This window comes from Achromobacter sp. Root170 (assembly GCF_001428165.1).
Lineage (GTDB): Bacteria > Pseudomonadota > Gammaproteobacteria > Burkholderiales > Burkholderiaceae_B > Achromobacter > Achromobacter mucicolens.
On sequence record NZ_LMHN01000012.1, the window covers coordinates 121,451 to 143,673 of the forward strand.

The 22,223-nt window shown below is 67.7% G+C and carries 21 protein-coding genes; 10 read left to right on the top strand and 11 right to left on the bottom strand.

Features of this window, described 5'->3' with window-relative positions; translation table 11 throughout:
* The first annotated feature begins 28 nt into the window (after window positions 1-28).
* The gene (locus ASD87_RS10785; RefSeq protein ID WP_056320964.1) at window positions 29-1,141 is read left to right on the top strand and encodes an acyl-CoA dehydrogenase family protein; all 1,113 of its coding nucleotides are present in this window, start codon (window positions 29-31) and stop codon (window positions 1,139-1,141) included.
* Window positions 1,138-1,944: a 2-(1,2-epoxy-1,2-dihydrophenyl)acetyl-CoA isomerase PaaG gene (gene paaG, locus ASD87_RS10790; RefSeq protein ID WP_056320967.1), complete on the top strand. Its 807-nt coding sequence runs from the start codon at window positions 1,138-1,140 to the stop codon at window positions 1,942-1,944. The genes ASD87_RS10785 and paaG overlap by 4 nt, the downstream gene beginning before the upstream one ends.
* A gap of 60 nt (window positions 1,945-2,004) precedes the next feature.
* Here paaG and ASD87_RS10795 read toward each other — a convergent pair whose 3' ends face one another.
* Entirely contained in the window at window positions 2,005-2,898 is an 894-nt protein-coding gene (locus ASD87_RS10795) for a LysR family transcriptional regulator (protein ID WP_056320969.1), read from the bottom strand.
* A 188-nt stretch (window positions 2,899-3,086) separates the two neighbouring features.
* Between ASD87_RS10795 and ASD87_RS10800 the strand changes: the two genes are divergently transcribed.
* The 4 genes from ASD87_RS10800 to ASD87_RS10815 all read left to right on the top strand — a co-directional run bounded on the left by ASD87_RS10800 (window position 3,087) and on the right by ASD87_RS10815 (window position 6,900).
* Window positions 3,087-3,917, top strand: coding sequence for a MaoC family dehydratase N-terminal domain-containing protein (locus tag ASD87_RS10800; RefSeq protein ID WP_056320972.1), 831 nt, complete (start codon window positions 3,087-3,089; stop codon window positions 3,915-3,917).
* The gene (locus tag ASD87_RS10805; RefSeq protein ID WP_082586256.1) at window positions 3,914-5,107 is read left to right on the top strand and encodes a CaiB/BaiF CoA-transferase family protein; all 1,194 of its coding nucleotides are present in this window, start codon (window positions 3,914-3,916) and stop codon (window positions 5,105-5,107) included. Before ASD87_RS10800 ends, ASD87_RS10805 begins: the two co-directional genes overlap by 4 nt.
* Window positions 5,104-5,937 carry a CoA ester lyase gene (locus ASD87_RS10810; RefSeq protein WP_056320975.1) on the top strand — a complete coding sequence of 278 codons (834 nt, stop codon included), beginning with the start codon at window positions 5,104-5,106 and terminating at the stop codon, window positions 5,935-5,937. Before ASD87_RS10805 ends, ASD87_RS10810 begins: the two co-directional genes overlap by 4 nt.
* A 66-nt stretch (window positions 5,938-6,003) precedes the next feature.
* Window positions 6,004-6,900, top strand: coding sequence for a sugar kinase (locus ASD87_RS10815; protein WP_056320976.1), 897 nt, complete (start codon window positions 6,004-6,006; stop codon window positions 6,898-6,900).
* A 33-nt stretch (window positions 6,901-6,933) separates the two neighbouring features.
* On the opposite strand, the gene ASD87_RS10820 is transcribed toward ASD87_RS10815, so the two are convergent.
* The 4 genes from ASD87_RS10820 to hda are packed head-to-tail and all read right to left on the bottom strand — an operon-like array spanning window position 6,934 to window position 10,186.
* The gene (locus ASD87_RS10820) at window positions 6,934-7,422 is read right to left on the bottom strand and encodes a 2-amino-4-hydroxy-6-hydroxymethyldihydropteridine diphosphokinase (protein WP_056320980.1); all 489 of its coding nucleotides are present in this window, start codon (window positions 7,420-7,422) and stop codon (window positions 6,934-6,936) included.
* Between the two features lie 5 nt (window positions 7,423-7,427).
* Window positions 7,428-8,789 (bottom strand): polynucleotide adenylyltransferase PcnB, encoded by a 1,362-nt coding sequence (gene pcnB / locus ASD87_RS10825; protein ID WP_056320983.1) that lies wholly within the window; start codon window positions 8,787-8,789, stop codon window positions 7,428-7,430.
* On the bottom strand, window positions 8,790-9,488 hold the full coding sequence (locus ASD87_RS10830; protein WP_056320985.1) for an HAD family phosphatase: 699 nt from the start codon (window positions 9,486-9,488) through the stop codon (window positions 8,790-8,792). It lies immediately after the preceding gene.
* Window positions 9,485-10,186 (bottom strand): DnaA regulatory inactivator Hda, encoded by a 702-nt coding sequence (hda, locus tag ASD87_RS10835; RefSeq protein WP_056320988.1) that lies wholly within the window; start codon window positions 10,184-10,186, stop codon window positions 9,485-9,487. The genes ASD87_RS10830 and hda overlap by 4 nt, the downstream gene beginning before the upstream one ends.
* A gap of 281 nt (window positions 10,187-10,467) precedes the next feature.
* Here hda and purM point away from each other — a divergent pair, with 281 nt between their 5' ends.
* Window positions 10,468-11,517: a phosphoribosylformylglycinamidine cyclo-ligase gene (gene purM, locus ASD87_RS10840; RefSeq protein ID WP_056320991.1), complete on the top strand. Its 1,050-nt coding sequence runs from the start codon at window positions 10,468-10,470 to the stop codon at window positions 11,515-11,517.
* A gap of 187 nt (window positions 11,518-11,704) precedes the next feature.
* Here purM and miaA read toward each other — a convergent pair whose 3' ends face one another.
* Window positions 11,705-12,640: a tRNA (adenosine(37)-N6)-dimethylallyltransferase MiaA gene (gene miaA / locus ASD87_RS10845; RefSeq protein ID WP_056320994.1), complete on the bottom strand. Its 936-nt coding sequence runs from the start codon at window positions 12,638-12,640 to the stop codon at window positions 11,705-11,707.
* Between the two features lie 25 nt (window positions 12,641-12,665).
* The gene (mutL, locus tag ASD87_RS10850) at window positions 12,666-14,666 is read right to left on the bottom strand and encodes a DNA mismatch repair endonuclease MutL (protein WP_056320997.1); all 2,001 of its coding nucleotides are present in this window, start codon (window positions 14,664-14,666) and stop codon (window positions 12,666-12,668) included.
* A 99-nt stretch (window positions 14,667-14,765) separates the two neighbouring features.
* Here mutL and ASD87_RS10855 point away from each other — a divergent pair, with 99 nt between their 5' ends.
* The gene (locus tag ASD87_RS10855; RefSeq protein WP_156403411.1) at window positions 14,766-15,404 is read left to right on the top strand and encodes a VTT domain-containing protein; all 639 of its coding nucleotides are present in this window, start codon (window positions 14,766-14,768) and stop codon (window positions 15,402-15,404) included.
* A 98-nt stretch (window positions 15,405-15,502) separates the two neighbouring features.
* Here the strand turns inward: ASD87_RS10855 and ASD87_RS10860 are convergent, their stop codons facing one another.
* Together ASD87_RS10860 and tsaE are read right to left on the bottom strand one after the other, a co-directional pair.
* Window positions 15,503-16,885, bottom strand: coding sequence for an N-acetylmuramoyl-L-alanine amidase (locus ASD87_RS10860; RefSeq protein ID WP_056320999.1), 1,383 nt, complete (start codon window positions 16,883-16,885; stop codon window positions 15,503-15,505).
* A complete protein-coding gene (tsaE, locus tag ASD87_RS26570; RefSeq protein ID WP_082586257.1) occupies window positions 16,813-17,352 on the bottom strand; it encodes a tRNA (adenosine(37)-N6)-threonylcarbamoyltransferase complex ATPase subunit type 1 TsaE in 540 nt (179 codons plus the stop codon). The genes ASD87_RS10860 and tsaE overlap by 73 nt, the downstream gene beginning before the upstream one ends.
* Before the next feature lie 161 nt (window positions 17,353-17,513).
* Here tsaE and fumC point away from each other — a divergent pair, with 161 nt between their 5' ends.
* Window positions 17,514-18,911 (top strand): class II fumarate hydratase, encoded by a 1,398-nt coding sequence (gene fumC / locus ASD87_RS10865; protein ID WP_056321003.1) that lies wholly within the window; start codon window positions 17,514-17,516, stop codon window positions 18,909-18,911.
* 67 nt (window positions 18,912-18,978) lie between these two features.
* Here the strand turns inward: fumC and ASD87_RS10870 are convergent, their stop codons facing one another.
* Window positions 18,979-19,956 (bottom strand): AEC family transporter, encoded by a 978-nt coding sequence (locus ASD87_RS10870; RefSeq protein WP_056321006.1) that lies wholly within the window; start codon window positions 19,954-19,956, stop codon window positions 18,979-18,981.
* A gap of 161 nt (window positions 19,957-20,117) precedes the next feature.
* Here ASD87_RS10870 and ASD87_RS10875 point away from each other — a divergent pair, with 161 nt between their 5' ends.
* Window positions 20,118-21,110 carry a tripartite tricarboxylate transporter substrate binding protein BugE gene (locus ASD87_RS10875; protein WP_056321009.1) on the top strand — a complete coding sequence of 331 codons (993 nt, stop codon included), beginning with the start codon at window positions 20,118-20,120 and terminating at the stop codon, window positions 21,108-21,110.
* 78 nt (window positions 21,111-21,188) lie between these two features.
* Here the strand turns inward: ASD87_RS10875 and ASD87_RS10880 are convergent, their stop codons facing one another.
* Window positions 21,189-22,154 carry a LysR family transcriptional regulator gene (locus tag ASD87_RS10880; RefSeq protein ID WP_056321013.1) on the bottom strand — a complete coding sequence of 322 codons (966 nt, stop codon included), beginning with the start codon at window positions 22,152-22,154 and terminating at the stop codon, window positions 21,189-21,191.
* Between the last annotated feature and the right edge of the window lie 69 nt (window positions 22,155-22,223).

A 22,223-nucleotide genomic window follows, 5' to 3' on the forward strand; every position in this document is an offset into this window, starting at 1 on the left:
CCGCGCAACCTCGACAGGAACACGACGCATGGATTTCATCTACACCGAAGAACAGCGCATGCTGGCCGACAGCCTTCGCCGCCTGGTGGACCAGGCATGGACCTTTCCGCAGCGGCGGGCCCGGCAGGCCGCGGGCAAGCTGGACCGGCAGGCGTGGCAGGCGCTGGCCGAACTGGGCGTGCTGGGCCTGAACATCTCGCAAGATCACGGCGGCTTCGGCGAAGTGCCCGCCAGCCTACTGCCGGTGCACGTCGAGCTGGGGCGCGGGCTCGTGTCCGAGCCGGTCATTCCGAGCGCGGTGATGGGCGCGGCGCTGGCCGACGCCTGCGGCGAGGCAACGCGAGGGCGCTGGCTGCCGGCCATTGCGTCGGGCGAGGCCATCGTCAGCGTGGCGTGGCAGGAGCCCGGCCGCCGTTACGCCGCCAACCCGCAGGACTGCCGCGCTGCCCGCACGGCCGAAGGCTGGCGGCTGGACGGCGCCAAGCACCTGGTGTGGCACGGCGCGGCGGCCGATGCGTGGTTCGTCAGTGCAAAGGGCGAGGACGGCCAGACGGTCCTGCTGGCGGTGCCCGCCGATGCCGCCGGCGTGCGTGTGACGGATACGCCCACGCTGGACGGCGCGCGCTGCGCGCGGCTGGACCTGGACGCGGTGCCGGTGCCGGCGCAGGCATTGCTGGCAGAAGGCGAGGCGGCCGACCACGCGCTGGCGCAGGCCTTGCTGTGGGGCACCGCCGCGCTGTGCGCGCACGCGGCAGGTGCGATGGAGCGCCTGCTGGAAATCACGGTCGATTACCTGAAGACCCGCAAGCAGTTCGGCCAGCCGCTGGCGTCGTTTCAGGCCTTGCAGCACCGGCTGGCCGAAATGCTGGTGGCCAAGGAGCTTGCGCTGTCGATGGCCTATGTGGCCGTCGCGGCGCTGACGGAATCCGACGCGGCGCAGCGGCGCCGCATGATCGCATCGGCCAAGCTCGAGGCCGCCCGCGCCGGGCGCCTGGTTGCGCAGCTGGCCGTGCAGTTGCACGGGGGCATGGGCATGACGGACGAACTGGAGGTGGGCGACTACTTCAAGCGGCTGACCGTGGTCGATCAACTGATGGGCGATACCGCCGAGCAACTGGCCGTTCTGGAGGAATTGGCATGAGCGCGCACGCACCGGCCTTCACGCAGATCCTGTTCACGCTGGATCGCGGCGTGGGCGTCATCACGCTGAACCGGCCCGATCGCATGAACAGTTTCACCGAGGTGATGCACGGCGAGCTGTCGCGCACGCTGGACCTGCTGGAAGGGCACGCGGGCCTGCGCGGGCTCGTGATCACCGGGGCCGGCCGCGGGTTCTGCGCCGGGCAGGATCTGGGTGAACGCAAGCCCGCCGAGGACGGCTCGCGCCGGGACCTGAGCGTCATGCTGGACAAGTGCTACCGGCCGCTCATCAACCGCCTGCGCGCCTTGCCCGTGCCGGTGGTGTGCGTCATGAATGGCGTGGCGGCCGGCGCGGGCGCAAGCCTGGTGCTGGCCTGCGACGTGGTGTTTGCGGTGGAATCGGCGCGCTTCGTGCAGGCGTTCAGCAAGATCGGCCTCTTGCCCGACGCGGGCGGAACGTGGTTCCTGCCGCGCCTTGTGGGATCGGCGCGCGCGATGGGGGCCGCGCTTTTCGGCGAACCGGTGTCGGCGGCGCAGGCGGAATCCTGGGGACTGATCTGGCGCGTCGTGCCCGACGCGGCGCTGGCGGACACGATCGGGCAGGTGACGGACACGCTGGCCGCCGGCCCCACGCGCGCCTACGCGGCCACCAAGGCGGCGCTGCAGGCCTCCAGCGGCAACACGCTGGCGCAGCAGTTCGATCTGGAATGCGGGCTGCAGCGCGAACTGGGGTACACCGACGATTACCTCGAAGGGATGCGCGCGTTCGCGGAAAAGCGGCCGCCGGCGTTCACGGGCAAATGAGGCGCGGCGAAAAATGGCGCCCCGGAAAAAAGGCGCCCCGGAAAAGCAGTCGCGCTGGATTCAGGCTTGTCGCGGCGTCTGGATCTGATCGATGAGTTCGCGCGCGCAGCCGGGCAGGGCGTCGATGTCGCGCACCAGCAGCTTGCGCTCGCGCACCACCCAGGGTTCGTCCAGTTCGACGACTTGCAGCTTGGTCTCCGACCCGTAACGGCGCGCGGCCGAGTCGGGAATGACGCCGATGCCCACGCCCGCCTGCACCATGCGGCAGATCGAGTCAAAGCTGTAGAGCTGGATGCGCTGCGGCAGGCGCTGGCCGATGCGTTCGAGCTGGTCGCGCAGAAAGGCCACCAGCGTGGAGCCTTCGTGCATGGTGATGAACGGGTAGCGCACGGCGTCCGCCAGTTTGACCTTGTCCTGATCCTGCAGCGGATGGCCATTGGGCACGACCAGCACGAGGCGGTCGGTGCTGAAGTGGATGGTCTGCAATTCCGGCGCATCCACCGGGCCCGCGACGATGCCCAGGTCGGTGGTGCCGTCCAGCACGCCGCGCACGATGTCGCGGGTCAGGCGTTCCTGCAGGTCCACCGTGACGCCGGGGTGGCCCGACAGGAATTGCGCCAGGATGTCCGGCATGAATTCGGTGACGGCGGTGGTGTTGGCGAAGATGCGGATGTGGCCCGCATCGCCGTCGGACTGTTCCTGGAAATCGTGCTTCAGGTGGTCCACCTGCCGCATGATGACGCGCGCGTGCTGCAAGAGTTTCTGCCCGGCGGGCGTGATCTCGACACCGCGGCTGTCGCGGTAGAGCAGGCGGGAATTGAGCTGGTTTTCCAGCGCCTTGATCCGCACGCTGACCGCGGCCAGGGACAGATGCGCCCGCTTGGCCGCCTGCGTCAGGCTGGGGGATTCGGCGATGTGGATGAACAGTCGGAGGTCGGCAAGGTCGAAGTGCATGGTCCATATATTACGGCGTGGCGCCGGGGGGCGGCCATTCGGGATAGGGATCGATTTGCGACGGCTAGCCGGGGCGCGGATGGCCGATTCAGGCGCAGCAAACCCCGCCTTGAGGAAAAACGAATTCACAGCCCAGACGGCTTGCGGGCATGCTTCAGTCTGTAAAAACACCACCAGAGGAACTCGGCATGACATCTACAGATCCGGCCGCATGGATCGGCAGCGGCGAGCGCAAGGCGGACGCCATGGATCCCGGCCACGCCGCGCGTATCGCCGCCACCTTGGGCGGACCGGTGCCGGCCCAGGGAGACGACCTGCCGCCGCTGTGGCAATGGGCGTTCTTCATTGCCACAGTCGGCATGGATGGATTGGGGACGGATGGGCATCCCTCGCGCGGCGGGTTCCTGCCGCCCGCGCAGGACCGCAACCGCATGTGGGCCGGCGGCCGGGTGGAATTCCGCCAGCCGCTCAAGGTCGGCGTGCCGGCCGAGCGCGTCTCCACCGTGGCCGAGGTCAAGGAGAAGGCGGGCCGCACCGGGGCATTGCTGTTCGTGACCGTTCGCCACGAATACCGGCAGTCTGGCGAGGTTGCGATTCTGGAAGAGCAGGACATCGTGTACCGCCAGCCCTCGCCGCCCAAGCTGACGGGCAGCGAACCCGCGCCGCAGGCCGAATGGCGCGACACGGTCAACCCCACGTCCGTACTGCTGTTTCGCTATTCGGCGGTCACGTTCAATGGCCACCGCATCCATTACGACCACCCCTACGTCACCGGCGTGGAAGGCTATCCCGGCCTCGTCGTGCACGGTCCGCTCATCGCCACCGAGATGGTTGCCGCGTTTGTCCGCGCCCATCCCAAGGCCCGTCTCACGCACCTGGCCTACCGCGGCTTGCGCCCGTTGATTTCCCCCACGCCTTTCCAGGTTGCCGGCCGCCTGTCCGAGCCGGGCGTCGCCCAGCTCTGGGCCGAGCAGGACGGCACGCTCGCCCACCAAGCCGAATTGAGGTTCACCGAATGAACATGCAGGCCTCCCGCCCTCTGGACGGCATCACCGTCGTCAGCCTGGAACACGCCATCGCCGCGCCTTTCTGCACCCGCCAGTTGGCGGACATGGGCGCGCGCGTCATCAAGATCGAACGTCCGGGCACAGGCGACTTCGCCCGCGGCTACGACGAGCGCGTGCGCGGGCTGTCCTCGCACTTCGTCTGGACCAACCGCTCCAAAGAGAGCCTGACGCTGGACCTGAAGCGCGACGAAGCGGCCGGGATCATGGACCGCCTGCTGGAATCGGCCGACGTGCTGGTGCAGAACCTGGCGCCCGGCGCCGCCGCGCGTCTGGGACTGTCCTTCGAGGCGTTGCACGCGAAGCATCCGCGCCTGATCGTCTGCGACATCTCGGGCTACGGCGAGGGCGGCCCCTACCAGGACAAGAAGGCCTATGACCTGCTGATCCAGAGCGAAAGCGGCTTCCTGTCGGTCACCGGCACGAAGGACGATCCGGTCAAGGCGGGGTGTTCCATCGCGGACATCGCTGCCGGTATGTACGCGTATTCGGCCATCCTGAACGCGCTGCTGCTGCGCCAGCGCACTGGCGTGGGCAGCCGCCTGGACGTCTCCATGCTCGAAAGCATGGTCGAGTGGATGGGCTTTCCCATGTACTACGCCTTCGATGGCGCGGCGCCGCCCGTGCGCGCGGGCGCGGCCCACGCGTCCATCTATCCGTACGGGCCGTTCCCGGTGGGCGGCGGGTCGACCATCATGCTGGGCCTGCAAAACGAACGCGAATGGCGCGTCTTCTGCGCTCAGGTGCTGCGCCAGGCCGATCTGGCCGAAGACCCGCGCTTCATTTCCAACTCGCTGCGCACCGCCAACCGCGACGCCCTGCGCGCGCTCATCGTGGCGGCGTTCGCGGACCTGTCGATCGAGCAAGTGACGCAGCGCCTGGAAGACGCGCAGATCGCCAATGCCCGCGTCAACGACATGGCGGGGGTGTGGGCGCATCCGCAATTGCAGGCGCGCCAGCGCTGGAGCGAGGTCGACAGCCCGGCCGGCGTGCTGCCGGCGCTGCTGCCGCCCGCCAGCAGCAACGCGTTCGCGCCGCGCATGGGCGCGGTGCCCGCGGTGGGCCAAAACACCGATGCGGTGCTAGCATCTCTGGGATACGCGCCGGATCAGGTGGCGCAGTTCCATGCCTCGGAGGTCGTGTGACACATCCCGTCGTTCGTAGCGCCCTGTTTGTGCCGGCCTCGCGGCCCGAGCGCATCCCCAAAGCGCTGGCCGCCGGTGCGGACGCCGTCATCGTGGACCTGGAAGACGCCGTGGAACACCTGGCCAAGGCGTCGGCCCGCGAAGCCCTGTGCGACTTCCTGGGCATGCATCGCGAGGCCCGCCTCTGGGTTCGCATCAACGACGCCTCCACCTCCTGGCACGACGACGATCTGAAGGCCTGCCGCGGCAAGGCCGGCGTGGCGGGCATCCTGCTGCCCAAGGCCGAAAGCATGATGCAGGTGCGGCACGCGGCGCAGGCCGGCTGTCCGGTGATCCCCATCCTTGAAACCGCGCAGGGCATTCTCAATGCGGGCGAGATCGCCGCTACCCCCGGCGTCGCGCGGCTGGCGTTCGGCAGCCTGGACTACGGCCTGGATCTGGGCCTGACGCCCGACACGCCGGGCGCCGAAACGGTGCTGGACCACGCGCGGGTGCAGGTGCTGCTCCACACGCGCGCGGCGGGTCTGGCGCCTGCGCTGGACGGCGTGTTTCCGGGCGTGCAGGATCAGGCGGGCCTGGCCGCCGCCGCGGGCCGCGCGCAGCAAATGGGTTTCGGCGGGATGCTGTGCATCCATCCCACGCAGGTTCCGGTCATTCACGCCGCGTTCGTGCCGGCGCAGCAGGAACTGGACTGGGCGCGGCGCGTTGTCGCCGCGCACCGCGACACGGCCGCGGGCACGTTCATGCTGGATGGCAAGATGGTCGACGCGCCCGTCATCGCACGGGCGCGTTTGGTGCTGGCGCAGGCGGGCGAGTCCGCGCGCGGCTGATTCTCGCGCCGGCGCCTCGTCCAGACCACACCGAGGCGCCCCGCGGGCAACTTACAGGGCGGGCCCATGGGTGATGCGCTTTTTATCGGACATACCTACATCGACGTAACCGTGCTGGCCGACGAATGGCCCACGGGCGACCAGAAAAGCGTGGCGCGCGATTACGCGGTGTCTTTCGGCGGCAATGCGGTCACGGCGGCCTTTGCCTGCGCGCGGCTGGGATTGCCGCCCGATCTGATCTGTTCCCTGGCGCCCGACTGGCTGGGGCACATGTACACGGACATGGCCGCCGCGCATGGTGTCACGCTGCACGCGCGGCACGTGCGGCGGTCGTCGCTGTCGTTCATCATGCCCAACAACGGCAAGCGCGCCATCCTGCGCGCCCGCGATGCCGATTACCTGAACGACTTTCCCCGACTGGACATTGCCGGTTATCGCGCGCTGCATCTGGACGGCCATCAGCCCGATGCCGCGCTGCATTACGCAAGGGCGTGCCGCCAGGCCGGCGTGCTGACGTCACTGGACGGAGGCGGCGTGCGCGAGAACACCGACGAACTGCTGCGTTACATCGATGTGGCCGTGTGCGCCGAGCGCATGTGCGAACAACTGAACCTGCCGCCCGAGGGCCTGCTGGACCTGCTCAAGGCGCGCGGCTGCCGCATCGGCGCCGTGACGATGGGCGAACGCGGGATGCTCTGGTACGACGAAACGGGGCGCGTCGACACGCTGCCTTCGCTGGATGTGCCCGCCTCGCGGATCATCGACACCTCGGGGGCGGGCGACGTGTTTCACGGCGCCTACGTATGGTCCTACCTGACGCGGCCGGACCAGCCCTGGATCGAGCACTTCACGTTCGCGCGCGCGGCCTCGGCGCACAAGATCCAGCATCTGGGCAATGAGGCGGGGCTGCCGGACGTGGAAGACGTCGAGCGCGCCATGATGGCCTTCACGCCCAAGCCCTGACGCCAGGCAGGCGGCGCGTCCCGATGGGCGTGATCAGCCCGCGAGCCGTTCGATGGGCTGGTCGTGGATCGCACCGATCCACGCATCCAGCGGTTTGCCGTGCACCGACAGGTCAGGCGCCAGGTCGCGCAGCGGCAGCAGCACGAAGGCGCGCAGATGCAGACGGGGATGGGGCAGGATCAGCCGTTCGTGATCAAGCTGCGCATCGCCGTGCAGCAGCAGATCAAGATCGAGCGTGCGAGGGGCATTGCGGTAGGGACGCAGGCGGCCGTGTTCGTGCTCCAGCGCCTGCAGGACATCCAGCAGCGCCAGCGGCGCAAGGACGGTATCCACGGCGGCCACGGCATTGATGAAGTCGGGGCCGGTGGCGTCGACCGGCGCGCTGCGGTAGAACGGCGAGGCCGTCACCCCGGAGACGCCGGGCGTGGCCTCAAGCTGCGCCAGGACCTGGCGCAGGGTGGCCGCGCTGTCGCCCAGATTGGCGCCCAGGCCCACGTAGGCGCGGACAGGCGGCTGCGGCACAGCGGTTACTCGCCGGCGGGCGCGCTGCGCGGCCCGCTGCGGCGCGGGCGGCGGCGGCGGCGCGCGGGCGCGGCGTCGTCGCTGGCTTCGCGCGGCTGGCGCGACACTTCTTCGATCATGTCGGCACGGGTGGCGTCGTCGGCATTGGCCAGATCCATCCACCACTGCGCCAGCACGCTGTCGAACTCGCCGGCGGCGGCGCGCAGCTGCAGGAAGTCGCAGGCGGCGCGGAAACGCGGCTGCTCGATCATGCGGTAGATGGTCTTGCCCATGCGCCGTTCGAAACGCGGCTGCATGAACCAGATCTCGCGCATGTCGGACGAGAAGCGGCGCTGGATGGCGAGCTTCTCGGTCTGTTCGTCCAGCACCGAGTCCGCGGCCGACGACAGGGCCGGAATGGTGTGCTCGCCCTGCGCGCGCAACTGCTTCCAGCGCACTTCGACCTGCTGCCACAGCAGCGCGGCAAACAGGAAGCTGGGGCTGATGGTCTTGCCGGCGCGCACGCGCGCATCGGTGCGTTCCAGCGCCAGTTCCACGAAGTGTTCGCCGCCGGGTTGTTCAAGCACCACGTCCAGCAGCGGCAGCAGGCCGTTGTGCAGGCCATCGGCGCGCAGCTGGCGCAGGCAGTCCATCGCATGGCCGCAGGTCAGCAGCTTGAGCATCTCGTCGAACAGGCGCGAGGCCGGCACGTTCTCGATGAGGTCGGCCATGGTGCTGATGGGCTCGCGCGTGGCCGGATCGATCGTGCCGTTCAGCTTGGCGGCAAAGCGCACGGCGCGCAGCATGCGGACCGGATCTTCGCGGTAGCGCTTGACGGGATCGCCGATGATGCGGATCTGGCGTTTCTTCAGGTCGGCCACGCCATTGTGGTAGTCGATGACTTCCTCGTTGTGCGGGTCGTAGTACAGCGCATTCATGGTGAAGTCGCGGCGCTTGGCGTCTTCTTCCTGGGATCCGAACACGTTGTCGCGCAGGATGCGGCCGTGCTCGTCGGTTTCCTGGTCTTCCGAGGCGGGCGCGCGGAAGGTGGAGGTCTCGATGATCTCCTGGCCGAACACCACGTGGACCAGCTGAAAGCGCCGGCCGATGATGCGCGCGCGGCGGAACAGCGGACGGATCTGTTCGGGCGTGGCGTTGGTGGCCACGTCGAAGTCCTTGGGCTCGAGCCCGACGATCAGGTCGCGCACCGCGCCGCCGACGATATAGGCTTCGTAGCCATGCTGGCGCAGCACCTCGCACACCTTGATGGCGTGGCGCGACACGTTGCGGCGGTCGATGCCGTGTTTGTCGCGCCCGATGCGCAACGGCCCCCTGGGTGTCGGCGCGAATAGCCGGCCGACGAATTTTTTTATGGTTTCAGTGATCATTTAGGACTTCGAATCTTCCATGTGGTCGAACAGGTCGATCACTTGCCAGCCGCGTTCCTGCGCAATGGCGCGCAGGGCGGGGCTGGGGTTGGCGGCAATCGGACGGGTCACTTTTTCGAGGAGCGGCACATCATTGACCGAATCGCTATAGAAAAACGATTCGGAGAAATCCGCAAGCCCCAAGCCCATGCTGCCCAGCCAGTCGTTCACGCGCACCACCTTGCCTTCCTTGAAGCTTGGCGTGCCCAGGATGCGGCCCGTGTAGCGGCCGCGCAGGTACTCGGCATCGGTTGCGACCAGATGGGGCACACCGAACGCGCGCGCGATCGGGGCGGTGACGAAACTGTTGGTGGCCGTGACGATGGCGCAGAGGTCCCCGGCTTCCAGGTGGCCGTCCACCAGGTCGCGCGCGGCGGGGGTGATGGACGGGCGGATGACTTCGCCCATGAAGGTTTCGTGCCAGACGGCCAGATCGTGAGGCGCGTGCGCGGCCAGCAGGCCGAGCATGAATTCGGCGGCCTGTTCGGCCGTGAGTTCGCCGCGGTTGTAGCGCTCCATCAGATCGTCATTCAGGCGGCGGGCTTGCTCGGGATCGCCCGCGCGGCCCGTGCGCGCCAGATAGTCGGCCCATTGATAGTCGCTGTCGAGCGGCAGCAAGGTGTGATCAAGGTCGAACAGGGCAAGACGTCGGGTGGTCATGTGCGTTGTGAATCAGGATCTGCGAGCATGGCGCGCAGCAGGGGGAGGGTGATGGGGCGGCCGGTGGCCAGGGAATAACGATCCAGCGCGTCGAGCAACGCCGCAAGCTTGCGGATGTCGCGCTCGTGGTGCGTGAGCATCCAGTTGATGATTTCGGGCGCCAGGTGCAGCCCGCGTTCGGCGGCCTGCGCCGACAGCGCGGCCAGCTTGTCGGCGTCGGACAGCGGATCCAGCCGGAACACCAGGTCCCAGCCCAGGCGCGTGCGCAGATCTTCGCGCAGCGGCATCGACAGCGGCGCGCGGTCGCCGGCCAGCGCAAGCGCAAAGGCTCGCTGCGTGGCGGCCGATTCGCGCCAGCGGTTGTACAGCGCAAACAGGGCGGCCTGGCGGCTGTCGTCCATGCGGTGCACGTCGTCGACGGCCACAAAGTGGGGCATCGGCGATTTGGAATCGGCTTCGGCCAGGCGGCGCAGCATGTTTTCGCCGTTGGCCGGGTCGATGTAGACGGCGTCCGGGCGCGCGGTCAGGGCGCGCAGCAGATGGGTGCGGCCGCAGCCGGCGGCGCCCCAGATGTACAGGGCACGGCCTGGCTTGAGCGCACGTACGGCTGCCACCGCTTCTCCGTTGGGGCCGGCGATGTAGTTGTTCAGCGATGGCGCTGGCGCGGGGAGAACGTCGAGCAGCAGCTGGCGGTTCATGAGAGTTAGCAATCAGGCGTTTTCGGGGGCGCCGGAAGGTCCAGGCCGGGCCGCCGCAAAAAGCCAAGAAAAATCGGTGATACAAGGGCCATGTAGAAACTGGCAAAATCAATACCGGCCAACCCTACACTTTAAACCACCTGAGGCGATGGTGTCGCGTCCGAACTCTTGGCCTGGCGGGGGTTTGCGCCCTTTAGCGCCTGTCCGCGGCCGGGTCATCGTAAAATGCAGGGCGTTCCACCAAAATCCCAGCAATTGTTACATACCCCACGGCATTTCTCATGACGAACCAACCTAAAGCCCCCCTGACCTACCGCGACGCCGGTGTCGACATCGACGCAGGCGACGCCCTGGTCGACCGAATCAAACCCCTTGCCGCGCGCACGATGCGCCCCGGGGTGCTGGCCGGTATCGGCGGCTTTGGCGGCCTGTTCGAAGTGCCCAAGACCTACAAGGAGCCCGTGCTGGTGTCCGGCACGGACGGCGTGGGCACCAAGCTGCGCCTGGCGTTCGACTGGAACCGCCACGACACGGTGGGCATCGACCTGGTCGCCATGAGCGTCAACGACATCCTGGTGCAGGGCGCAGAACCCCTGTTCTTCCTGGATTACTTCGGTTGCGGCAAGTTGTCGGTGGACACGGCGGCGGCAGTGGTGGGCGGCATTGCCAAGGGCTGCGAATTGTCGGGTTGCGCGCTGATCGGCGGCGAGACCGCCGAAATGCCGGGCATGTACCCGGACGGCGAATACGACCTGGCCGGTTTCGCGGTGGGCGCGGTGGAAAAGTCCAAGATCATCGACGGCAAGTCCATCAAGGCGGGCGACGTGGTGCTGGGCCTGGCTTCCAGCGGCGCGCACTCGAACGGCTACTCGCTGCTGCGCAAGATCCTGGAACGCGCGGGCGCCAAGCCCGATGACGATTTCCACGGCCAGAAAATGGTCGACGTGGTCATGGCCCCGACCCGCATCTACGTGAAGCAGGTGCTGGCCGCCCTGGCCAAGCACGGCACCGACATCAAGGGCCTGGCCCACATCACCGGCGGCGGCCTGCTGGACAACGTGCCGCGCATCCTGCAGGACGGCCTGGCCGCCAAGCTGCATCGCGACGCCTGGGAAATGCCCAAGCTGTTCCAGTGGCTGCAAGAGCAAGGCGGCGTCGAGGACACCGAGATGTACCGCGTCTTCAACTGCGGCATCGGCATGGTGCTGGTGGTGGATCCGGCCCAGGCCGACGCCATTGCCGCCACGCTGCGCGAGCAGGGCGAGACCGTCAGCAAGCTGGGCGAGATCGTGCCCCAGGAAGCCGGCATGGCGCAGACCTTCGTGGTGTGACGCCGCGGCGATCGCGCTGCAATGAAGATGACCGCCGTGATGGCGGTCATTTTTTTTTTGGCGCGGCGTTTGATGCCACGGGCGGGCGTCTGGGCGGCTCATTCAAAGGTGTCTGACACCCCCTGAGACGGCATCGCAGGATGAAGTCGGTCTCGTTGGGGTGTCAGACACCTTTGAATACAGCCCGTCAGTCCGCCAGCGCCAGCGCCACGGCGTCGATGGTCTGCGCCACGGCGTCGGCGGCCAGGCAGTCGACGATGACGCGATCGGGCTGCGCGCGCAGCCAGGTGATCTGGCGCTTGGCCAACTGCCGCGTCGCCGCGATGCCCTGTTCGCGGGCGGTGTCCAGGTCGATCTGGCCGTCCAGGTGTGCCCACATTTGACGATAGCCCACGCAGCGCACGGAGGGCAGGCCCGGGTGCAGGTCGGCGCGGTCGTGCAGGCCGCGCACCTCGTCCAGCAGGCCCTGGCGCAGCATGGCGTCAAAGCGCTGCTCGATGCGGGCGTGCAGCGCGGCGCGGTCCGAGGGCTCCAGGCTGATCGTCACGTAGCGGTTGCCGTCGTCGTCCGGCGTGCGCTGGGCGCGTTGCAGCAGGGCCGACATGGGTTGGCCGGAAAGCTGACAGATTTCGAGTGCGCGCTGGATGCGCTGGCTGTCGTTGGGCGCCAGGCGCGCGGCCGTGACGGGGTCCAGCTTCGCCAGTTCAGCGTGCAGCGCGGGCCAGCCCAGCCGGGCGGCGCGCGCTTCCAGTTCGGCGCGCAGCGCGGGATCGGCCTGCGGCAGATCGTCCAGGCCGTCGCGCAGCGCCTTGTAGTACATCATCGTGCCGCCCGCCAGCAGCGGGATGCGGCCGCGCGCGCGAATGCCGGCGATCAGGCGCAGCGCGTCGGCGCGGAATTCCGCGGCCGAATACGACTGCGCCGGGTCCAGGATGTCCAGCAGGTGCTGCGGAACGCGGGCCTGTTCTTCGGGCGAGGGCTTGGCGGTGCCGATATCCATGCCGCGGTAGATCGTGGCCGAGTCCACGTTGACGATCTCGAGCGGCCAGCGTTCGGCCAGGGCCAGCGTCGAGGCGCTCTTACCGGCTGCGGTGGGGCCCGCCAGGCAGATGACCGGGGGCAAAACGGGGGAGCGGGTCGCCGGCAAGCTATTGCCCACGCAGGAAGAGCTTGTCCAGGTCGGACATCGACCATTGCACCCAGGTGGGACGGCCGTGATTGCATTGGTCGGCCCGTTCCGTGGATTCCATCTGGCGCAGCAGGCCGTTCATCTCTTCGAGGGTGAGCTTGCGGTTGGCGCGCACGGAGCCGTGGCAGGCCATGGTCGAGAGCAGTTCGTTGCGCTGTTCGGTCAACAGGCGCGAGACGCCCACCGCGCCCAGATCGCGCAACACGGCGCGGGCCAGGGTTTCGATGTCCCCGCGGGCCAGGATGGCCGGCACCGATCGAACCGCGATCGAGGTGGGGCCGGACGGACGCATCTCAAAGCCCAGGTCGTTCAACTGTTCCTCGAATTCCTCGACCAGCGCCACGTCCTTTTCCTGGGCGTGGAACACCACGGGCACCAGCAGGTCCTGGCGCGGCAGGCTGCGCGCGTCCAGGGCCTGCTTGAGCTGTTCGTACACCACGCGCTCGTGGGCGGCGTGCATGTCGACCAGCACCATGCCGCGGCGGTTCTGCGCCAGGATGTACACGCCGTGCAGCTGCGCCACCGCCATGCCCAGCGGGTGTTCTTCGTCGGCGGGCAGCGCGGCGGGCGGGGGCGCCGGTTCACGCAGGGGCGCGGCCCGGGCGGCGGTGTCGTCGGTCAGGGGGCGGTAGAGCGATTGCCAGTCGGCGGCGGGAATGCCGGCCGGTTCGGCGTGCAGGCGGAAGGGCACCTGGGTATGCGGACGCTGCGGGGTAGGCGACGGGCGCAGGCCGTAGGCGGCGCCGTTGCCCGAGCTGGGGTGTGCACCTGCATGCGCGCCGCCCGCTGTGCTGCCTGCGGTGCCGCCATTCATGCCTCCATAGCCAGGGCGCGGCGATTCGGCCGGGGCCGGCATCGCAGGGCGGTAGGCGGGGGCGGCGGCGTCGGAGGAGGCGGCGTCGCCCGCCGGTCGCGCGACGGTTTCGAATCCGCCGTCATCGGCCTGTGCCGCAGGCGCCACGGCCGACGAGCCGCCGGTCTGCGCCAGCGTCTGGCTGACCGCGTGCGAGACGAAGCGGTGCACGGCGCCGCTGTCGCGGAAACGCACTTCGTGCTTGGCCGGGTGGACGTTCACATCCACTGCGGCCGGATCGATGTCCAGGAACAGCACATAAGCGGGCTGGCGGTCGCCGTGCAGCACGTCGGCGTAGGCCGCGCGCAGCGCGTGGCTGACGGTGCGGTCCCGCACGTAGCGGCCATTCACGTAGAGGTACTGACGGTCGGCGCGGGCGCGGGCGGCGGTTGGCCGGGTAATCATGCCGACCAGGCTGACCGTGCCGACCGAATGCGACAGCAGCAGGCCGTGCTCGGCGAATTCGGCGCCCAGCACGTCGCGGATGCGCTGCGGCGGTTCGGCCGGCAGCCACTGACGCTGCGCGCGGTCGTGGTGGAACAGGCGGAAGGCAATCTGCGGATGCGCCAGCGCGATGCGCTCCATGGCATCGACGCAATGGCCGAATTCGGTGGCTTCGGAGCGCAGGAACTTGCGGCGCGCGGGCACCGCGTCGAAGAGCTGGCGCACGTCGACGGTGGTGCCGGGCGGGCCGGAGGCGGGGCTGACCTGCATGCTGCCCGCGTCGATCTGCCAGGCATGGTCGCCGTCGCGGGTGCGCGAAATGATGGACACCTGGGCCACGGACGCAATCGAGGCCAGGGCCTCGCCGCGAAACCCCATGGATGCCACGGATTCCAGCTCGTTCAGCGAGCGGATCTTGCTGGTGGCGTGGCGGGCCAGCGCCAGCGGCAGTTCCTCGGGCGGGATGCCGCCGCCGTCATCCGTCACCGCAATACGCCGGATGCCGCCGCCTTCGAGACGGACCTCGATGGCGCGCCCGCCTGCGTCGATCGCGTTTTCCAGGATTTCCTTGAGCACGGACGCGGGGCGCTCGATGACCTCGCCAGCGGCGATCTGGCTGATCAGCAGGTCAGGAAGCGCAAGGATGGAACGACGTTCGGTCATGAGGCCCAGATCTTATGTAGCAGTGCGGACGATTTTAGCGTCATGCTCCGGTGGGCTATAGTCGCTGACAAATTCACATCGGATATCAGGGCCGCTTCAATGCTCGAGTTTTTCAATATGGTGCTCCACATCGACCAGACGCTGGGTCTCTGGGTCGAGCAATACGGCGTGTGGGTGTACCTGGTGCTGTTTCTCATCGTCTTTGCCGAGACGGGACTGGTCGTGCTGCCTTTCCTGCCGGGCGACTCGCTCTTGTTCATCGCCGGCGCCTTTGGCGCCACGGGCCATATCGACCCCATGCTGATGTCGGTGCTGCTCATCGTGGCGGCCGTGACCGGCAACTCGCTGAACTACGCGATCGGCCGCTACATCGGACCGCGGGTGTTCTCGATGAACCTGCGCTTCCTGGACCGCGGCGCGCTGATGCGCACGCATGCCTTCTATGAAAAGCACGGCGGCAAGACGATCGTCATGTCGCGCTTCATCCCGGTGGTGCGTACCTTTGCGCCCTTCGTGGCGGGCGTGGCCGAGATGTCGATGGCGCGCTTCCAGATGTTCAACATCATGGGCGCGCTGCTGTGGGTGATCAGCCTGGTCGCGGCGGGTTACTTCTTCGGCAATATCCCGATCATCCGCGATCACCTGAACACCATCGTCCTGGTGGGCCTGGCGGCGGCCGTCGTGCCGGTCGTGGGGGCCGGCCTGGTCAAGCTGGTGCGCGCGCGCCGGGCGCACTAGGGCGGCGCGACGCGCCCAAACAAAAAGGCTATGCGCCAAAGGGTGCATAGCCTTTTTTTCATGGGCCCGGCCAAAGGGCCCGGGATCGCGCGTAAAACCTAGCTCACGTCGCCCAGGCGCGCGAGCGGCGGGTTGGCCGTGAAGTAGCGCTGGATGCCGGTCATCATGGCCTGCGCCAGCTTGTCCTGGTGCCCTGCGCTGCGCAGCAGGGCTTCTTCCTGGGGGTTGCTGATGAAGGCGGTCTCGACCAGCACCGACGGAATGTCCGGCGCCTTCAGCACGGCAAAGCCGGCCTGTTCGACGCTGTTCTTGTGCAGGCGGTTGATCTTCTTGATCTCGTCCAGGAAGGCGTTGCCCACCTTGAGCGAGTCGTTGATCTGGGCCGTGGTGGACAGGTCCAGCAGCACCTTCGCGACCTGGCGGTCGTGGCTGCCCAGGTTGACGCCGCCGATCAGGTCGGCCGCGTTTTCCTTGTCGGCCATCCACCGGGCCTGCGCGCTGGTGGCGCCGCGCTGGGACAGCGCGAAGACCGACGAGCCGTTGGCGGAGGGCTTGACCCAGGCGTCCGCGTGGATGGAGATGAACAGGTCCGCATGCACACGGCGCGCCTTCTGCACGCGTACGTGCAGCGGCACGAAGTAATCGTCGTCCCGCGTCAGATAAGCACGCATGTACGGCTGGCTGTCGATCAGCGACTTCAGGCGCCGCGCAATGCGCAGCACCACGTCTTTTTCGCGCAGGCCGGATTTGCCGATGGCGCCCGGGTCTTCGCCGCCGTGGCCGGGGTCCAGCGCGATGGTCAGCATGCGCGGCTTGCCGCGGCTGGCGGTGGCAGGGGGCTTGGGCGGGGTCGGCAGGGCGGGCGCCGGCTGCTGGCCGCGCACGCGGGGCGGCTCGGGCGGATCCGCGCGGGTCACCGGGTTGCGCTGGATGTCTTCCAGGATGCGCGCCAGCGGATCGTCCACATCGGGACCGCTGGACTTGTTCAGGATCGCGATCAGCGGATCCTGGGCGATCTTGGGGTACAGGTCCAGCACCAGGCGGTACTGGTAGTCGGCAACGGGCTTGAGCGTGAACACCTGCGGCGCCACGGGCTGCTTCAGATCGAACACCAGCCGCACGACGTTCGGGCGGTTCTGCGCCACGCGCAGGCTCTGGATGTAGGGATCGTCGGGCCGGACCTTGGAGACCAGGTCGTTCAAGGCCGCGCTGAGGGTCAGTCCCTCGATGTCGACCACCAGGCGGTGGGGATTTTCCAGCGTGAACTGTTCAGCCTTGAGTTCGCTGTCGAGTTCCAGCGTGACGCGGGTGTATTCGTCGGCAGGCCAGGTCCGTACGGCCAGGATCGTGGCGGCCTGCGCCAGCCGCGGCACGACCGGCAGGACGAGCAGCGTGGCGGCGACGCTGATCAGGCGTCGGCGGGTGGCGCCTGCCGAGGGGAGGGCGCCGTCAGGGGCGGGGGGACAATCGCGTTCAACCATGTTTGTCCTCGGGCGGTGTACGCGGTCAGGGTGGCGTCACGTCCGTCGCCTGCATACGCAAGGCAGATCAGCAGGTCCGGCGGGGGCAAAAGGCCTTCTGCCCGCTCCGGCCATTCGATCAAAACGACCGCATCGTCACGCAGTAAATCCCGAAATCCTGCGTCCAACCATTCGCGCGAATCACTAAATCTATAAAAATCAAGGTGATAGAAGTATAAGTTAGAAAGTTTATAGGATTCAAGCAGGGCGTAGCTTGGACTCTTGATTCGGCCTGTGATGCCGCTTTCACGCAACAATGCCCTGGAGAAGGCCGTTTTTCCTGAGCCGAGGTCACCTTGGAGATGAATACACGCGCCTGGCAGGCCGGTTTTGGCGCCCGTGACCATCGGCGCCAGCTGGCGCGCGAGCGCCTCGGTGGCGGCTTCGTCGGGCAGGTGCAAAGTCAGGGTGGCAAGGGGGGCGGACATGGCGCGGGGCGAGTGGTAAAAAACGAGGATCGGAGCACAGTTTGGAGCAATTATAGGAATGCGGGTTTCTGCTAACCTATAACTGATATTTATTCTCAATATGTCGTGACCGACGGCGTCCCGCCGCCCGCGACTGACGCCGCCACGGAGTTGTACGCGCCATGAAGACCCGCATCGAAAAAGACACCTTTGGCCCCATCGAGGTGCCGCAAGACCATCTGTGGGGAGCCCAGACGCAGCGCTCGCTGCATTTCTTCGCGATCTCCACCGAAAAGATGCCGGAGCCGCTGGTCAATGCGATGGCGCGGCTAAAGCGTTCTGCGGCCAAGGTCAATGCCGACCTGGGTGAGCTGGACGCGCAGATCGCGGACGCGATCATGCGCGCCGCCGACGAAGTCATCGCTGGCAAGTGGCCCAACGAATTCCCGCTGTCCGTCTGGCAGACCGGGTCGGGCACGCAGAGCAACATGAACATGAACGAGGTGCTGGCCAACCGCGCCTCGGAGCTCCTGGGCGGCGAGCGCGGCGAAGCGCGCAAGGTGCATCCGAACGATCACGTCAACCGCGGGCAGTCGTCCAACGACACGTTCCCGACTGCCATGCACGTGGCGGCCGCCGTCGAGGTCGAGCATCGCCTGCTGCCGTCGCTGAAGGCGCTGCGCGCCACGCTGGCGGAAAAGAGCGCCGCGTTCTACGACATCGTCAAGATCGGCCGCACCCACCTGCAGGACGCCACGCCGTTGACGCTGGGCCAGGAGCTTTCGGGCTACGTGGCGCAGCTTGATCTGGCCGAACAGCAGATCCGCGCCACGCTGCCGGGCCTGCACCAGCTGGCCATCGGCGGCACGGCGGTGGGCACGGGCCTGAACGCGCACCCGCAATTCAGCGCCAAAGTGTCGGCCGATCTGGCCCATGCCACGGGCACGGCGTTCGTCTCGGCGCCCAACAAATTCCAGGCGCTGGCCTCGCACGAAGCGCTGCTGTTCGCCCACGGCGCACTGAAGTCGCTGGCGGCCGGCCTCATGAAGATCGCCAACGACGTGCGCTGGCTGTCGAGCGGCCCGCGGTCGGGCCTGGGCGAGATCAGCATCCCCGAGAACGAACCGGGCAGTTCGATCATGCCGGGCAAGGTCAACCCGACGCAGTGCGAAGCCATCACGATGCTGGCTGCGCAGGTCCTGGGCAACGACGTGGCGATCAACATCGGCGGCGCCAGCGGCAACTTCGAGCTGAACGTCTACAAGCCGCTGGTGATCCACAATTTCCTGCAGTCGGTGCGCCTTTTGACGGACGGCATGGCCAGCTTCGACAAGCATTGCGCCGCGGGCATCGAGCCCAACCACGAGCGCATTGCCGAACTCGTGGACCGTTCGCTGATGCTGGTGACCGCGCTGAATCCGCACATTGGCTACGACAAGGCCGCGCAGATCGCCAAGAAGGCGCACAAGGAAGGCCTGTCGCTGAAGGAATCGGCGCTGGCGCTGGGTTATGTGACCGAAGCGCAGTTTGCCGAATGGGTCGTGCCGGGCTCGATGACGAACGCGCACAAGCCTTCTTGAACGGGCTTGCGCCACCCGCATGAGATGGCCGCCCTTGCCGGGGCGGCCATTTTTTTGGGGGGGAAGGTCAGCCGCCGGCCAGCAGCAGCCACATCGGGATCGTGACGGCCGAGAACAAGGTGCCCAGCGAGATCAGCACGGCCACCATGCGGCCATCGCCGCCCATGCGCATCGCCAGCACGTAGGCCGCGGAGGCCGTCGGCAGCGCCGCGAAGAGCAGCAGCATGCGCGCTTCCAGCGGCGGCAGGCCGAGCAGGTGCGCCACCAGCAGCGCGACCGCGGGCAACGCGACGAGCTTGACCCCCAACATCCAGGCAATCAGCGATCCATAGCCCTTGCCGCCTTCCCATGCCAGGCTGGCCCCCACGCAGAGGATGCCCAGCGCGATCGCCGCCGCGCCCAGCCGCGCAAGCACGGTGTCCACGGCGCCGGGCAGTTGCAGTCCCGCGAGATTGCAGGCCAGGCCAAGCAGCGTGGAGACCACGAGCGGATTGCGCGCCAGTTCCCGCAGCAGGTTGCCGCCGTTGTGCCGCGCCAGGCCGTACACGGCCGCGACGTTGGCCATGGGCACCGCAAACCCGACGATCAGCGCCATGACGGTCTGGCCCTGGGTGCCCGCCAGACTGGCCGACAAGGCCAGGCCGATGTAGGTGTTGAAGCGGTAGCCGCATTGCGCCGACGAGGCCAGCCCGAGGGATGAGGGCCGCAGCACCGGGCCCGCCAGCCACGCCATCGCCACGCCCGCAGCCACGACCGCGGCAGAAGCCTGCAGCAGCAGCGCCGCGTTGCCCGCCGTGATGGGCGTGCGCACGATCGCCTGGAACAGCAAGGCGGGGAACAGCACGAAGTAGACGAGGCGTTCCGTTCCGGCGAAGAATTCGCGCGAGAAACCCAGCTTGTGACGTAGCGCCCAACCCAGCGCGACCAGCATGAAATCGGGGAAAACCAGGAGGGCAACAGACATGGGAGAAGAGGTTTTTGCCGAGCGCCGGGCGGTGACCGGCGCGCTATGCGGGTGTAAGCGTTTGCTGCTATTCTCCGACATTCTGGCGGGCGCTTGTGCCACAAGCAACTCATAAATGCAGCGCCGACACGCTGCGCACAAGCAATGCGCCCGCACCGTTATCTGCTGGTCCGTCTACAGGCGGACACAACACACAACGGGCCGTCTACAAACGGGCTCGCACTCTTGGAGGAAACACATCTATGAATAAGGTCCGCTCTCTGGCCGTGGCCATCGCCCTTGCTACCGGCGCAGCCGGCACGTTGGGCGCTTCGGTCGCGCACGCCGCAGACAAGTACCCCAGCAAGGCCATCCGCGTGATCGTTCCGTTCGCGCCTGGCGGTTCCACCGACATCATTGCGCGTCTCGTGACGCAGCGCATGAGCCAGGAACTCGGCCAGCCCATGGTCGTTGAGAACAAGGGCGGCGCGGGCGGCGCCATCGGTGCGGCCGAAGCCGCGCGCGCGCCGGCCGACGGCTACACGCTGTCCATCGCCACCGTCTCCACGATGGCCGTGAACCCCGCTTGCCGTCCGAAGGACCTGCCGTACGATCCGATCAAGGACTTCCAGCCGGTCACCAACTTCGCCAACACCGCCAACGTCGTGGCCGTGAACCCCAAGTTCCCCGCCAAGGACTTCAAGGGCTTCATCGAAGAGCTGAAGAAGAATCCGGGCAAGTACTCGTACGGCAGCTCGGGCACGTGCGGCGTGCTGCACCTGATGGGCGAATCCTTCAAGATGGCCACCGGCACCGACATCGTGCACGTGCCCTACAAGGGTTCGGGCCCGGCGCTGGCCGATGCCGTTGGCGGCCAGATCGAAATCCTGTTCGACAACCTGCCGTCGTCGATGCCGCAGATCCAGGCCGGCAAGCTGAACGCCATGGCCATCGCCTGGCCCGAGCAGATCGCCGCGGTCAAGGGCGTTCCGACCTTCAAGGAAGCCGGCTACCCGGTGCTGAACCAGCCGGTCTGGTATGGCCTCCTCGCGCCCAAGGGCACGCCGATGGAAGTCGTGAACAAGCTGCGTGACGCCGCCGTCGTCGCCCTGAAGGACCCGAAGGTCATCAAGGCGCTGGACGAGCAAGGCTCGGCGCCGTCGGGCAACACGCCGGAAGAGTTCGCCAAGGAAATCCAGGAACAGTTCGACTGGGCCCAGGACGTCGTGAAGAAGCAAAACATCAAGCTGGACTGATGTTTCGCGGGGCAGGCGGGTCTGCCCCGATCGACATTGCAGCGGGCGCCTTCGGGCGCCCGTTGTGCTTTGTGGCTATCAGACCCGCGCGTCCAGTCCTTCCAGGAGTGCGGCGCAGGCGGCGCGCAGGCGCTCGATCAGGTCGCGGTGCAGGGCGGAAAGCGGATCCTGGTTGCGCGTCATGATGCTGATCGGCACCCGCAGCGCGGGATCCAGGCGGCGCAGGGTCATGCCGGGACGCAGCATGGCTTGCGCGGTGATGGCGTCGACGATGGCGTCGCCGCAACCCGCGTCCACCAGCGCGCACGCCACGTAATGCGTCTGCACCTGGATGGCGACCTGCGGCGCCAGGCCCTGGGCGTCCAGCGCCAGTTGCAGCAATGCCCCGGAGGCGTCGCTGGCGTCCAGCACGATCAGCGTATCGGCTGCCGCGGGGGAACCCGACGCACTGGCGCCCAACGCCGCGGCGCCCGACGCTTCTACGCCTCTAGCTTCCGACAGCTCCGACAATCGCAGCGGACCCTGCGCGGCGCGGCGGCTCAGGTGCACGAGCTCGGTGTGCCCCAGCCCCATGCGCGTGAGGCCGGGATAGTCGTTGGTGTCGAACGTGATGGCCAGATCCAGTTCGCGCGTCAGCAGCCCCTGCACCAGCTCGGCGCTGTGATGCGTGTGGATATCGAACGTGATGCCGGGCTGCGCGTCGCGGCTGTCGCGCACGACGCCGGGCAGCAGGCCAAGTCCCAGCGCGGGCGCGCAGCCCAGGCGCAGGTGGCCGTTGGGCCGGTCGCGCAGGTTGGACGCCAGCCGGCGCACACTGCTCAGGTCCTGGCTCAGCCGCGCGATCTCGGGCGTCAGGATCTCTGCCTCGCGCGTGGCGACCAGCCGGCCCTTCACCCGGTCAAACAGCTTGAAGCCAAGCTGGCTTTCGGCATGCGCCAGCAGCTTGCTGGCGGCGGGCTGTGAAATGTGCAGCGCGGCGGCGGCTTCGGTCAGGGATCCGGTGCGGCGGATCGCTTCGAATATCTCGATGTGGCGCAGGCGCATGGCGCAAACGGGGGCTCTGGTGATCCGTAAACCGCGATTCTAAGCCGGAAGGCGCGCATGGGCAGCGGC